Origin of the sequence: Streptomyces albus subsp. chlorinus, from assembly GCF_013302895.1 — a bacterium.
GTDB classification, from domain to species: domain Bacteria; phylum Actinomycetota; class Actinomycetes; order Streptomycetales; family Streptomycetaceae; genus Streptomyces; species Streptomyces chlorinus.
In genome coordinates this window covers 3490267-3503571 of sequence record NZ_VJOK01000001.1, presented here as the reverse complement: position 1 = coordinate 3503571, position 13305 = coordinate 3490267, and the positions used below count along the sequence as shown (strand labels likewise).

Annotated in this window: 9 protein-coding genes and 1 pseudogene; 5 read left to right on the top strand and 5 right to left on the bottom strand. The window is 68.5% G+C overall.

Annotation, left to right across the window (positions count from 1 at the left end; translation table 11 throughout):
• Positions 1 to 33: 33 nt before the first annotated feature.
• A pseudogene (locus FM076_RS15535) lies at positions 34 to 989 on the top strand (aldo/keto reductase).
• Between the two features lie 138 nt (positions 990 to 1127).
• Here FM076_RS15535 and FM076_RS15530 read toward each other — a convergent pair.
• Positions 1128 to 1832, bottom strand: a complete 705-nt coding sequence (locus FM076_RS15530) for a hypothetical protein (protein WP_173871243.1) — start codon at positions 1830 to 1832, stop codon at positions 1128 to 1130.
• Positions 1833 to 2217: 385 nt separating this feature from the next.
• On the opposite strand from FM076_RS15530, the gene FM076_RS15525 reads away from it, so the two are divergent.
• The 4 genes from FM076_RS15525 (at position 2218) to FM076_RS15510 (ending at position 7659) form a co-directional block, all read left to right on the top strand.
• The gene (locus tag FM076_RS15525; protein ID WP_173871241.1) at positions 2218 to 2916 is read left to right on the top strand and encodes a hypothetical protein; all 699 of its coding nucleotides are present in this window, start codon (positions 2218 to 2220) and stop codon (positions 2914 to 2916) included.
• A 6-nt stretch (positions 2917 to 2922) separates the two neighbouring features.
• Entirely contained in the window at positions 2923 to 4353 is a 1431-nt protein-coding gene (locus FM076_RS15520; RefSeq protein WP_173871239.1) for a hypothetical protein, read from the top strand.
• 41 nt (positions 4354 to 4394) lie between these two features.
• A complete protein-coding gene (locus FM076_RS15515) occupies positions 4395 to 6185 on the top strand; it encodes a DEAD/DEAH box helicase (RefSeq protein ID WP_180218345.1) in 1791 nt (596 codons plus the stop codon).
• A gap of 196 nt (positions 6186 to 6381) precedes the next feature.
• Positions 6382 to 7659, top strand: a complete 1278-nt coding sequence (locus FM076_RS15510; RefSeq protein ID WP_173871235.1) for a DNA cytosine methyltransferase — start codon at positions 6382 to 6384, stop codon at positions 7657 to 7659.
• Here FM076_RS15510 and FM076_RS15505 read toward each other — a convergent pair.
• From FM076_RS15505 to lhgO, 4 genes are all read right to left on the bottom strand, one after another.
• Complete coding sequence (locus FM076_RS15505) at positions 7600 to 8028, bottom strand: very short patch repair endonuclease (protein WP_180218344.1); 429 nt, start codon at positions 8026 to 8028, stop codon at positions 7600 to 7602. The two genes, FM076_RS15510 and FM076_RS15505, sit on opposite strands and share 60 nt — an antisense overlap.
• A gap of 85 nt (positions 8029 to 8113) precedes the next feature.
• The gene (locus tag FM076_RS15500; RefSeq protein ID WP_243274520.1) at positions 8114 to 9358 is read right to left on the bottom strand and encodes a PrsW family intramembrane metalloprotease; all 1245 of its coding nucleotides are present in this window, start codon (positions 9356 to 9358) and stop codon (positions 8114 to 8116) included.
• Positions 9359 to 10332: 974 nt separating this feature from the next.
• A complete protein-coding gene (gene trmB, locus FM076_RS15495) occupies positions 10333 to 11232 on the bottom strand; it encodes a tRNA (guanosine(46)-N7)-methyltransferase TrmB (RefSeq protein WP_428814869.1) in 900 nt (299 codons plus the stop codon).
• 478 nt (positions 11233 to 11710) lie between these two features.
• A complete protein-coding gene (gene lhgO / locus FM076_RS15490; protein WP_243274939.1) occupies positions 11711 to 12991 on the bottom strand; it encodes an L-2-hydroxyglutarate oxidase in 1281 nt (426 codons plus the stop codon).
• Positions 12992 to 13305: the final 314 nt, after the last annotated feature.

The window sequence follows — 13305 nt, the reverse complement described above, 5'->3', positions numbered from 1 at the left end:
TGGGGCGGGCGCCGGCCGCGTTACGGTCGCGGCATGCAGAGGAATGACGTCAGCAAAAAGATCGGCCGGTTGTCCGTCTCGCCGCTCGTACTGGGCGGGAACGTCTTCGGCTGGACGGCCGACCGGACCGCCTCCTTCGCCGTGCTGGACGCGTACACGGACGGCGGCGGCAACGCCGTCGACACGGCCGACTCCTACTCGGCGTGGGTGGAGGGCAACGTCGGCGGCGAGTCCGAGACCCTCATCGGCGAGTGGTTCGCCGCACGGGGCCCCGCTGTCCGCGACAGCGTCGTCCTGGCCACCAAGGTCGCCCGTCACCCCGACCACATGGGATTGGCACCGGCCACCATCAAGGCCGCCTGCGAGGACTCGCTGCGCCGCCTCCAGACCGACCGGATCGACCTGTACTACACCCACTTCGACGACGAGTCGCGCGACGTCTCCGAGATCATCGGCGCGCTGGACGAACTGGTGAAGGAGGGCAAGGTCCGGGAGATCGGGGCCTCGAACATCTCTCCGGAGCGCCTGGCGGCCTCCCTCGCCTTCAGCGACCGCGAGGGCCTCGCCCGGTACGTCGCCCTCCAGCCGCACTACACCTCGTCTCGCGCGACACGTACGAGGGAGAGCTGCGGGAGCTGGCAGAGCGGGAATCCCTCGCCGTGCTGCCGTACTACGCGCTGGCGTCCGGCTTCCTCACCGGCAAGTACCGGCCGGGCGAGCCGGCGCCGGAGGGCGCCCGCGCCGGGTCGGCCGCCCAGCATCTGGCCACCGAGCGCGGCCAGCGCGTCCTGGCGGCCCTCACCACGGTCGCCGACGCCCACCAGGTCTCCGAGGCCACCGTCGCCCTCGCCTGGCTCGCCTCCCGCCCCACCGTCGCCGCCCCCATCGCGAGCGCCCGCACCGTGGAACAACTCCCGGCCCTGATGGCCGTGGCCGACCTGCACCTCACCGAAGACGAACTCCGCATGCTCACGGACGCCTCGGCGTGATCCCGCCCCGGGACGGCTCGGCGTCGGCACGGACACTGCGGCAGCCAGTGCACTGTGCCCGGTGCCGAGCCGTCCCACTCGCCATCACCGCGATATGCCGCGTTGAGTCCCTCGCCGGTGGAAGACACCTGGCCATCACTACGTGTCGTCGGCAAGCCCTGACGACATTGACGCCGTTAGCAGTCTGGCCGCCAGGTTCGCCATGCCGTGGGGGTCGATGAGGTCGCGGGCTGCGTGGATCACACTGGGACGATCCTGCTCGCGCCCACAGATCTGAGCGAAGTCATCAGCCAGGGCACTTTCTCCACGGTGCCGAAGGCCAGCGAGGACTGTTGCCACCTCAGGCGGTCCGAGAACGTCTGCCCCGGCATTGAGGACGTCGAGAGTGGTCCTGCTGCCCGCTCCCTTATCTTCCAGGAGGGCCAGCAGGAAGCGTTCGGCCTGAGTGCGCACCCGCCGGTCCCCCCTCTCGGTGGGGACCGGCAGTGGAGACTCATCGTCTTTCAGCCGCTGCCGGGCCTTGGCACGCCGGAACTCTTTCTTGTAGCGCTCCGGGGAGCTGAAGACGGCCTCGTCATGCAGGTGAAGGAGCAGGTCGAGGCTGATCACCTCTTGGTCCGCGAGACGGGCGGAGACGGCATGCAGAGCTTTGGTGTGGCGGTAGAGCATCGCGGCACCAGATAGCAGCTTGGAGAACTGCGGTGCCTGGATGCCGAGTTCGCGGGCGAGAGCGCCGTCTGAGAGCCCTGACGCGTCAGCCAGCGCGCGGAGTTCGGTCAGGAAGAGGCGCACCTGCTCGGTGGCCTCGGGGCGGACAGGAAGCCGTTGTCCCCTTCTGCGCATGCTGTGCCTGCCTCCTTAAGCCAGTGACGGCAAGAACTCTGAGCGGTTACGTGTGTCCACAAGTCGCGAAATACCGCCTTTGTCCAGCTCGTTCCTGCTGCGCCTCACCAGTGAACCCTCATAGCTATCAGACGGCGAGATTTTTATCTACGCCTTCGAACTTCCGAGGAAACAGGAAAGTTTGACTCGGCGGGAAAGACTCACCTCGGAAACAGGAAACATTCCCGAGGAACAGGAAAGATTGATCCCCTGGTGAATTTCCCTGGACTTCCTCTCGGGTATTCAGGTAGAACTGCTCGCCGAGCCGGTGGCTTACGGCCCCAGAACGGCTTCCTGTCCGAGGGGGCCGGCTCTGTCGTCTGCGCGCACGATTGGAGAGTTGTGGATGCCGCTTCCTGACTGGCGGGACGCATCGAAGCACGGAACCATGATCCGGGCAGCCCTGTGGCTGGAGACAGAGGTAGGGGAGGGGAACGTCTTCACCAAGTCCAAGCTTCGGGAGGCGTTTGAGGGTGTCTCTCAGATCGACCGCCGTATTCGTGACCTTCGGGACCGGGGGTGGCAGATTGACACCCGGCGCGAGGACCCGACCCTCGAGCTGGATGAGCAGCGTTACGTGAAGAAGGGGCTCGAGGTCTGGATTCCGGGCCAGGCGAAGGCTAAGGCGAAGAGCAATCTTACGGCTTCCCAGCGCACCAGGACGATGCAGCAGGACAACTTCCTGTGCCGTTCCTGTGGAATTGGTTCCGGGGAGAGCTACGGCGATGGGGGCTCTGCCGCTCAGCTGGACATTGCCCGCCGGAAGGTGCGGCTCCCTGACGGAAGCATTGAGACTCAGTTGGTGACCGAGTGCAACAAGTGCCGGGTCGGCGGACGGGCCCGTGAAGAAGACGTTCCCGCGCTGCTGAGCGAGATCAAGGCGCTCTCCGGTATCGAACGGCAGGCACTGGCAGCCTGGATCAAGGCCGACCGGCGGGAGCGCAGCACCCTGGAGCGCCTGTGGGGGCACTACCGCACGTTGCCGGAGGAGTCGCGGGCGGTACTGGCGGCTGCGGTGAACGACGAGAGCGGACAGGAAGGCTGAGCCAGGATGACTACGGAGCCGGAGTTTCCGCTGCCTCCGCGCAGCGAAAAGTTCGAGGGGCTGCTGAAGCTGCGCCTGGACGAAGCCAGGAGCGGGGGCGGGACGCGCGAGACGGTGACTGTCGACTGGAACGGGCAGGCGCTACACGTCGATGTCATTGACCTACCGCTGGATGAGCTGCTCTACAACCCCGCCACTCACCGTATCCGGGCGCAGTGCAGCCATGACCGCGAGCGGGAGAAGACCCTTAAGGTTCAACCGTGGCTCGGGGAGAGTCAGGACTACTTGGGCTCCCTGTTGAAGGCCATGCCGACCAATCCGACCAAGAGGGACCCGGACTTCGACAAACTGAAGGAGGACCTGCGCCAGTACGGCCAGAACGAGCCGGGGCTTGTTACCCACCACGGAATCCTAGTCAACGGCAACACGCGTGCTGCCGCGCTGCGGGAACTCGGCGTCCCGAGCATGCGCGTAGGAGTGCTGCCGGCCTCCTTCACCTGGGCGGACATCACCGCGGTCGAGCTGTCGCTCCAGCTCCGGAACGACAGCCGCCGCGAGTACTCGTACATCAACAGGCTGCTCGCCATCGATGAACGGATCAGGCTTGGTATCTCCCGCGAGGCGATCGCCAAGGAGTTTCGGTGCGCGACGAAGACCGTCGATCAGAATGTATGGATTCTGCAGCTCATCCGGGACCAGATCGAGCGCAGTGAGTCGGAGGGCGTTTCTCTGCGGCTCGTTGACTTTGAGGGGATGCAGGAACGACTGAGGGAGCTTCATCGAGACTACGTCAGTCTGGCGAAGACCAACCCCGATGACGCTGAGGTGCTCAAGGAGTACCGGGTGGCCGCCTTGCTCCTCGGCTTCGCCAAAACAGACGTCCGGTGGATTGACGAGGGCTTCTTCGATGACTACCTCGCCAGGGAACTGCCTGCTCACTTGGCTCCGGCGCCCTCAGAGACTCCCTCTGGCCCGACTGTGATCCCTGGCCTGAACGTTTCTATGCCGGCCCCGCCGGACAAGGTCGAGACGGCGCGTAGCGTTGCCGAAACCGTGCTGCGGACGACGGCCCAGGTGCACGCACGTGAGATTGATGAAGATGTAAGGCGTGGCGCCAAGGACACGCTGGCGGAGACCAAGGACGCGTTCGACCAGGCAATCGACCACGCTGGCCGGACGGGTCGTCTCAAGAAGAAGAAGCGACTGGCGCAGGAGCGGCTCAAGGACGCCACGGCCTCTCTTGAGCTGTGCACCAGCGAGGTGGTGAAGGCCAAGGGGGCGCGGGCGTTCGATGTGGACGACTTCGACGAGGCCCTTCAGGAGTTCCGCGTGGCGGTACGACAGTTGGCGGAGCAAGTCAGCCGCGGCAACGACAACCCGGGTGCGGGTGTTTCCTGGCTGCTGAAGGCGGCGACGGCGAAGGAGGAAGACGAGTGACTTCCCCGGAGGCGGAGACCTCGTTGCGGCTGGGGTTCGACATGAGCCGCACTAAGGCGGAACTGCGAGCCTCGGAGGCGTACCGCTCTGATCTGGTCAAGCTGGTTGCCCGGTTCCGGACCGGCCGGCAACTGGGCCCCACCTCAGCGATCATCGATCTCGAAGATCTGCTTTCCGGCCTCAGCATGCTGGGAGGCTGGCCTGCTCCCGGCTCGGTGCAGTGGGATCCGGACCTCAGTTCGCTGGTCCTCTCCAGTCTGCAGGATGCGGAGACGGCGGAAAAACAGCTCAGTGCCCCCCAAGCGCACGCGGAAAGCCTGCTGACCGACCAGGAGCTCGACAATCTCCTCGGGTCGGCGTGGACAGCGCCGCTGACCACATTCCAGCGGCGCGATATCAGCAAGCTCCTGTCCCTCCAGCACGGAGCAAACTTCAGCGTGCCGGGCGCCGGCAAGACCAGGGCGGCTCTGGGCGTGTACGGCGCTATGCGGGCGAAGGGAGAGGCCCGGAGACTGCTCGTCGTCAGCCCGAAGTCGGCGTACGAATCATGGATCTATGAGTCGGGCATCTGCTTCTCTCCTGGCCTGCGCTACTGCAAGCTGGACAGTGGTCAGGACCCGCACGCCGAGGTGCTGATCGCCAACTACGAGCGGCTCGACCGGAACCTCGCGTATCTTGCGGCCTGGCTGAGGGAAGAGCCCGCGATGCTCATTCTCGATGAGGCCCACCGGATGAAGCTCGGGGCCAAGGGGACCTACGGTGCGGCGTGCATGGCGCTGGGGCCGCTGGCCAGGCGTCGGCTTATCCTGACCGGTACACCGGCGCCCAACGGGGCGAAGGACCTGGAGAACCTGCTGGGCTTCGTATGGCCGGGGCGCGGCCAGCGGGTGGTAACCCAGGCGGTTTCCGGCGGCGATCTCTCCCACGCGAGTTCGGTCCTCCGGCCGTTGTTCACCCGGACAACGAAGCAGGAGCTGGGGCTGCCGCCGGTGACAGCGCAGCTTCTGCCGGTCGAGCTTCCCCCACTGCACGATGAGATTTACCGCTCTTTGGTTGGCGATCTCTCCGCCCGGGCAGAGGCATCTGCTGACAAGTTCGCGGAGCTGGGGAAGTCGGCTCTGCGGATGCTGATGGCGGCGACCAGTCCCGCTCTGCTGCTGGAGGGGGCCAGCAGGCATGAACCGGTCGAGTACCGGCTGCCGCCGCTGGAGGTGCCGGAAGATGGTTCCCTGTACGACCTGCTGAAGAATCTTCCTGACTACGAGTTGTCGCCGAAGTACAAGGCAGCGCGGGACATCGTGAAGGAGAATGCTTTCCAGGGGCGGAAGACCCTTGTATGGACTACTTTTGTCCGCAGCCTCACCTCCATGGCCAAGCTGCTGGAAGATGAGGGCTATCCCTGCGCGGTGGTTTTCGGCGGGACGCCCGACCGGGAAGAGGAGATCCGGCGGTTCAGGAACGACTCCGACTGCATGGTTCTCGTCTCCAACCCGGCGACCCTCGGCGAAGGGATCAGCCTGCACCAGGTGTGCCATGACGCTGTCTACGTTGACCGCGACTTCATGGCCGGGCGGTACCTGCAGAGCCTGGACCGAATCCACAGGCTTGGTCTGGCGGATGATGCCGAGACGCGGGTCACGGTGATCGCCGCCCGGGACACCATCGACGAAGTAGTGCACGTCCGGCTCCAGGAGAAGCTGGAGTTCATGTCAAAGGTCCTGGACGATCCGGAGGTGCGGCAGCTCGCGGATCTTCAGGAGGCCCCCGCCGGGGTCGGCGGACTGGATACTGCTGACGAGCGGGCGGTGCTGAGGCACCTCGGGAAGAGGTAGCTGACTGGGCTGTCGCCCTCGCGGCCGGGGCATACGCTCCGTGCGGGCGGCAGCCCAGAGGCGGGGACGCCCCGGCGTGCTGCGAGACTTCATACGTAAAGGCGAGCACGATCATGTGCTCTGGCTCCTGGTGGTAGCAGAGATTTCTGCGAAACTTGGGCACCTGGTATGAGTCACGCTGGGAGGAACCACGCCGATGAGTGCGAGCGATCGCGGTGCACATGAGCCGCTGACCTCGGTCGAGATCTGCGCCGGGGCTGGCGGACAGGCGATCGGACTGCACCAGGCCGGCTTCCGGCACCTGGCTCTCGTGGAGATCGACAAGTACGCCTGCGCCACCTTGCGTGAGAACGTCCGCAAAGATCCGGAGTGGGCTGGCTGCGAAGTTCTCGAGGAAGACTTGAAAGAGTTCGGCCCCGGACATGTGATGGCTGCGCTGCGCAACCCGCGGGAGGAGAAAGGGCGCCCCCTAGTAGAGGGGGAACTCGACCTTCTTGCTGGAGGTGTTCCGTGCCCTCCGTTCTCCGTGGCGGGCATGCAACTCGGGGCGGATGACGACCGCGACCTGTTCCCGCAGATGCTCCATCTCGTGAGAACCCTTCGTCCGAAGGCGGTTCTTATCGAGAATGTCCGCGGCATCCTGGACAAAAAATTCGACGCTTACCGTGCGGGTATTATCTCGGAACTGCGCGACGAAAAATATGTCTTCTGTGGCTGGCGCCTGCTGGAAGCGCGGAATTACGGGGTGCCTCAGCTGAGGCCCAGGGCGATCCTCATCGCTGTCCGGGAAGACGTCATGAAGGGGACTGAGAAATTCCCGTGGCCTCTGGGGGTGTCAGAGCCGCCTGCTGATCTGTATGAGGAGCTCAGGCCGGAAATGCTACGGCGGCGCAATGTTCTCCGGAAGAGGTTCCCGGAACGCCAGGCTGACATCAACGAAGCGTACCGGCGGTGGCAGAAAAAGGCGAAGCTTCGGGCACGCGTGGCACCGACCCTGGTCGGGGGCTCGAAGAAGCATGGCGGCGCTGACCTCGGTCCTAATCGCGCCAAGGCCAGTTGGCGGCACTTCGGTGTAAACGCGATGGGGGTCGCTAACGAACCCGAGAAGACAACGGACCTCGCTCGTGACTTCCTGCGCCTGACTGGGCCGATGCTGACCGTCCAGCAAGCGGCAATTGTGCAGAGTTTCCCCAAGGACTGGCGTTTCGCGGGCGGGAAGACGGCAAAGTACCGACAGGTGGGGAATGCTTTTCCGCCGCCAGTCGCCCGTGCGCTGGGGCGGGCAATTGCGTCAGTCCTGCGTCCCGAGCAGAGAGACCAACTGCTCGAAAAGCTCGAAATCGAATACGCCAGCGTGGAGCAGGCCGACGAGGAAAGGTACGTCCAGCCGTCCTTCTATGATGAGGCAGACGTATCACCTGTCTCTACGCCTGCTCTTGACCACGGCGAGGATCTTGTCGGCGCAGGCATCTGAGTCCTCGTGCTCCCAGAAGCGGAGCACGAGCCAGCCAGCTTCCTGCAGTTTCTGGTCTGTGTCACGGTCGCGCGCGATGTTGCGCGCGACCTTGTCCGACCAGTACCCGGAGTTCGTCCTGGGCGGTACATAGTGCTCTGTACAGCCGTGCCAGTAGCAGCCGTCAATGAACACCGCTACTTTCGCGGGCCGGAAGACTAGATCAGCGGTGCGCCGGAGGCCGGGCAGGGGTCGGGCGCTTACCCGGTAGCGGGCGCCGCGGGCGTGAACCAGCTGGCGGATTTTCCGTTCCGGGGTGGTGTCGCGGCTCCTGATCGCTTGCATGTTCCGCCGACGTGCAGCGGAAGACGCCCAGGAACCTTCCGGCAGTGGCTCTGGCTTCACGACGTCGGATGAGGATGAGGACACAGAGCGAGCTTAAACAACGGGTGCGGGCGGGAGGCAGGCCCCCGCCTCACCCCACCGGATACCCCGGCCAAGCCGGGGGTGCCGGCGGTGTTGGGGGGTGGGGGCGGCTGAGGGCCAGGGCTGCGCTGGTGGTGGGTGGGCCGGCCAGGGGGCGGTTGGACCAGAGGGAGCGGAGGAGTTCGTGCTCGCGGGCGGCGAAGTCCGGGGCCGTGGCGCCGTTGTCGGCGCGGGCGCGGAGGAGCGCGAGGGCGGTCGCGTCGTGCTGGTAGGCGGCCAGGGTGCGGGCCGCGGCGGGGCCGTGGCTGCGGCGGGCCATGGCGCGGGCCATCGAGCGTGCCCGCATCGAGGAGAGGGACCAGGGCTCGGGCTCGCTGAACCAGCCCGCCGCGGCGTACGCGGGCAGGGTGTCCCGTACGACTCGCAGTTCGTGCAGCCGTGACCAGACGGCCAGCCACGTCAGGGCGCCGAACACGGGGAGCATGAAGAGGCCGTACACGGCGAGGAACGTGTAGTTGGCGAAGGACGCCGAGCCGTTCCATATCGCGTGGAGCAGCACCGCCGTGAACCAGCCCAGCAGCGGCAGCAGCGCGCGCAGCACCTTGCGGCGCCGCGGCAGGGCCGCGACCATGCCGAACGCGATCCCCGTCATCGCCGTGAAAAGGGGGTGCGCGAAGGGCGCGAAGATGATGCGGATGAGGAACGTACCCGCCGTCGCCGAGCCGGACAGGCTGTCCGGGTTCAGCGCGGAGTCCTCGTCGTACGCGGTGCCGAGGTAGAGGATGTTCTCCGTGAAGGCGAAGCCGGCCGCCGTGATGCCGGCCGCCGCTATGCCGGAGACGACGCTGTCGAGATGACGGCGCCGGAAGAGGAAGAGCAGCAGGATCGCCGCCGCCTTGGTCGTCTCCTCGACCACGGGTGCGATGACGGTGGCACCGAGCGTGTCCGCCTCGTCCGGTGAGTCGACGACGACGGACGAGGCCAGCCAGTCGGTCGCGAAGCCGTTCGCCAGGATCGCCACCAGCGTCGCCGCGCACGCCCCCCACGCGAAGGCGAACAGATGCGTGCGCCACGGTGCGGGCAGCGGCGCGCTCAGCCAGCGGAACGCCGCCAGCAGCAGCGGTACGGGGAAGAGCGCCAGCCCGAAGCCGACGAGCAGGCCGGTCGTGCCCGTCTGTTCGCGTACGAGGGCCAGGATCATCAGTCCGCACAGCGCCAGCAGCACGATTACCGCTGTGGCGCGCAGCTTGTGCCGGTGCCGCTGCCACCAGGACGGGACCGGGTGCGCGGCCATCGCGGCATGCGCTTGCTGCGCGCCCTGCACATCTCCGTACCCGTACCCGTGCCCATACCCCTGCTCGTGCTTGTGCCCGGGCTCGGACCCGTACCCCTGCTCGTGTCCGTACCCGGATCCGGGTTCACCCCCGTGTCGCTGGGTGGCCTGAGGTATGCCGGATGGTGCCCCCGGCGTGCTCCAGCCCGGGGGAGGGGAGGTGGCGGCAGGTGTCGCCGCTGTGGGGACGTGCGGGGCGGCGGCGTCCGGGACGGCGTCCGGCGTGCGGGCCGGGCCGCTTGAATGGTCCGGGTGTTGTGAAGGGTTCGGTTGTTTCGGATGGGCTGGGTAGCCTGGTTGGTTCGGATGGTTTGGATAGTTCGGGTGGCCTGGTCGGTCGGGATTGGTCTGGTTCCGCGGGGGTGGCGGGGATATCGGTCCCGACGGCGGTTTCCATGACGGTGCCGTTCCGGGAGCCGGCCCTTGTCGGCCGCCGTCCCCCTCCTGGCCCCCGTCCCCGTCCCCGTTTCCGTCTCTGTCCCGGTGCCGGCCCCCGCCCCTGCCCTGGCTCTCGGCGTTCTTCCGGTGGCTGTCCGCGTCGTGGCGGGCCGCCTCCGGGTGGGCAGGGCGTGCCGGAGGGACGGGCGTGGGAGCGCCGCCCGTGGACCGCCCGGGCGTCATCGGGTTCGGCGGCGCGCTCGGAGCGCCGGATGCCTCGTCATGCACGCATCGACAGTAACCAGTGTGGGTGACATGTGCTGCGTGACCGTCACAACCGGGGTCACAACCGGCGGGGGCGCGGTGTGTCGCGGTGTGGTGACGGTCACCGCCTCCGCCGGGGAGGGCGGTCCGCCGGGAGGGCGGTCACCCTCACGGCACCGGTGCCCAGCGGCGTCGGAGCTGCTCAGCGGCACCGGCGTCCTGCCCCCGGTGCTCACCGGCGCCGGCGTCCTGCCTCTCCGGTGTTCACCGGTACCGGCAGCTGCCCCCGCTGTTCACCTGCGCCGGAAGAGCAGGTCCCGTACCGCATGCCCCTTGTCCAGACCCTGGCCCTCGAAGCGGGTCAGCGGCCGGTTCGCGGGACGCGGTGCGAAACCGCCGTCCGGCTGGGTGTTCTCGTACTCGGGGTGCGCGGTGAAGACCTCCAGCATCTGCTCCGCGTAGTCCTCCCAGTCCGTGGCGCAGTGCACGAGCGCGCCCGACCGCAGCGGACCGGCCGCCAGGTCGAGGAACTCGGGCTGGATCAGCCGCCGCTTGTGGTGCCGCGCCTTCGGCCACGGGTCGGGGAAGTAGATCCGCAGCCCGGAGAGCGAGTCGGGGACGAGCATCTCCCGCAGGAGGATGATCGCGTCACCGTTGCCCACCCGGACGTTGTCGAGCCCCTTCTCGTCGGCGAGGCGGAGCAGATTGCCCTGGCCGGGGGTGTGCACGTCCACGGCGAGGATGCCGGTGTCCGGGTCGGCGGCCGCCATCCGGGCGGTCGCCTCGCCCATGCCGAAGCCGATCTCCAGGACGACGGGCAGGTCCGGGTCCCCGAACAGCTCACCGAGGTCGAGCTTGCGCAGCCCGTCCACGTCGAAGCCCCACCGGGGCCACAGGCGCTCCAGCGCCGCCCGCTGCCCCTTGGTCACCCTGCTGCGACGCGGCTGGAAGCTGCGGATACGGCGCTCGTGGTGCGACCCGGCCGGGTCGGGGGAGGGCCCGGCCCCCGGCGGGAACATCCGTGCCATCGGCCGCGACGCCCGACCGGCGTCCTGGCCGGAACCCCGGCCGGAGTCGGGCTCGGAGTCGCGGTCGTGGCCGGGGGCGCCGGCGGGACCGACGGCCCCGGGGCCGCCCTCGCGGAGGCCATGGGCGGGGTCGTCACTGCGGTGGAAGTTCTTGCTCTCGGACACGATGCTTCCGATTTTACGGGGCACGGGACGGCGCCCCGGCCGCCAGCCACCACCCGCCGGGTGCTGATCCCTTGCCGCGTGCTCGGTCCCCCGCCGAGCGCTGATCCCGTGCCGGGTGATGCCGGCCTCTCGTCGGGTGCCGGTCGGCGGTCCGCCGGCCCCCGCCCACGGCCGTCGGCTGTCGGCCCACGGGCGGCCGCCCACCCTCTCGCGGCTACCGGCTACCGGCTACCGGCTACCGGCCACTGCCTCCCGCCTCCCGGACACCAGCCATCGGCCCCCCGACCACCGGTCACTGGCCCACGGGCCCCTCCCACCCGTCGGTCCTCCATCGCGTGCGGCGCGTCATGAGCCCCACACACAGCGCACACGACACACAACACACACCGCACACAGCACGCTCAGCACGCTCGGCACGCACAAAGCCTCTGCCACACCCCGTGGGGCGGTCGGGGCGGTCGGGGGGCGCCTCTTGCCGTCATCCGTCCCCGAGGACGTCCGTGACCCGGCGGGCGATCTCTCTTCCGATCGGGAGGGAGGCCGTCGCCGCCGGGGAGGGGGCGTTGACGACGTGGACGGTGTGCGGGCCCTCGGCGAAGAGGAAGTCGTCGACGAGTGTGCCGTCCCGCAGCACCGCCTGGGCCCGTACGCCGGCGGGGGCGGGGCGCAGGTCGGCCTCCGTCACCTCGGGCAGCATGCGGCGGACCGCGGCGGTGAAGGCGGGCCGGGAGAGGGAGCGGCGTATCTCGCCCGCGCCGTACCGCCAGTGGCGGCGGGCGATCCGCCAGGTGCCGGGGTGTGCCAGCAGCCCGGCGGCCTCGGCGGGGCGGACGACGCGCCACCCGTAGCCCTCCCGGGCCAGCGCGGGGACCGCGTTGGGGCCCACGTGCACGCCGCCGTGCACGCCGCGCGTCAGGTGGACGCCCAGGAAGGGGAAGGCGGGGTCGGGCACCGGGTAGACCAGTCCGCGCACCAGGTGCTCGCGCTCCGGCACCAGCTCGGCGTACTCGCCCCGGAAGGGGAGGATGCGGGCGTGCGGGGTGTCCCCGGCGAGCCGGGCGACGCTGTCGGAGTGCAGCCCGGCGCAGTTGACGAGGGCGCGGGCCCGCACCACCGTCCCGTCGGCCGTACGGACGGCGACACCGCGTCCCGGGCGGCGGTCGACGGCCGTGACCCGGCCCGCGGCGCCGTACCGCACCTCGGCTCCCGCGTCCTGCGCCAGCTGGGAGAGCTGCCGCGCGACGGCGACGAAGTCGCACACCCCCGTGGTGCCGACGTGGATGGCCGCCAGCCCGCGGACGTGCGGCTCGTGCTCGGCGATCTGTGCGGGACCCAGCTCCCGCACCGGGATGCCGTGCTGTCGGCCGCGCTGGATGAGGGCGTGCAGCCGGGGCAGCTCCTCGTGCTCGGTGGCGACGATCAGCTTGCCGGTGACCTCGTGCGGAATCCCGTGCTCGGCGCAGAACTTGACCATCTCGGCCGCGCCGCTGACCGCGAACCGTGCCTTGAGGGAGCCGGGCGGGTAGTAGATCCCGCTGTGGATCACGCCGCTGTTGCGGCCCGTCTGGTGCCTGGCCGGGCCCGGCTCCTTCTCCAGGACGCTGACCCGGGTGCCGGGGGCGCGGCGTGTGAGGGCGTAGGCGGTGGACAAACCGACGACGCCCGCGCCGATCACGAGCACGTCGCAGTCGAGCCTGCCGGCACCTGCGCCGGCGGCTCCGCGGTCGGGTCTTCTCGACGTCGGGGTCACGCCCCCCATCATGAACCCCGCTGCTGACAGCCCGCTGCGGCACCCGTCACGCCGACGATCATGCCCATCCCACGGTCGGTCAACCCTTGCCCATGAAAGATCAACTCTGGATCGCGGACGATCGTCTCCGACCTGCGAGCGATCACCTCTCCCACCACCTCTCCCACCACCTCTCCCCGCCTCTCCCGCACGGCGATCACTTCTCCCAGCCGGGCGAACCCGGGCGGCGCCTCGCGCCGACATCGCCGTGCTGCCTCACGTGTGCCTCGTCGCGCCGCCCCACGTGTGCCTCGTCGCGCCGCCTCGCGCCGATGTTGTCGTGC

Bases quoted from the DNA above. Each gene is read 5' to 3' on its own strand.
- FM076_RS15530 (WP_173871243.1), bottom strand. From the start codon at position 1,832: ATGCGCAGAAGGGGACAACGGCTTCCTGTCCGCCCCGAGGCCACCGAG.
- FM076_RS15525 (WP_173871241.1), top strand. From the start codon at position 2,218: ATGCCGCTTCCTGACTGGCGGGACGCATCGAAGCACGGAACCATGATC.
- FM076_RS15520 (WP_173871239.1), top strand. From the start codon at position 2,923: ATGACTACGGAGCCGGAGTTTCCGCTGCCTCCGCGCAGCGAAAAGTTC.
- FM076_RS15515 (WP_180218345.1), top strand. From the start codon at position 4,395: ATGAGCCGCACTAAGGCGGAACTGCGAGCCTCGGAGGCGTACCGCTCT.
- FM076_RS15510 (WP_173871235.1), top strand. From the start codon at position 6,382: ATGAGTGCGAGCGATCGCGGTGCACATGAGCCGCTGACCTCGGTCGAG.
- FM076_RS15500 (WP_243274520.1), bottom strand. From the start codon at position 9,358: ATGGCCGCGCACCCGGTCCCGTCCTGGTGGCAGCGGCACCGGCACAAG.
- lhgO (WP_243274939.1), bottom strand. From the start codon at position 12,991: ATGGGGGGCGTGACCCCGACGTCGAGAAGACCCGACCGCGGAGCCGCC.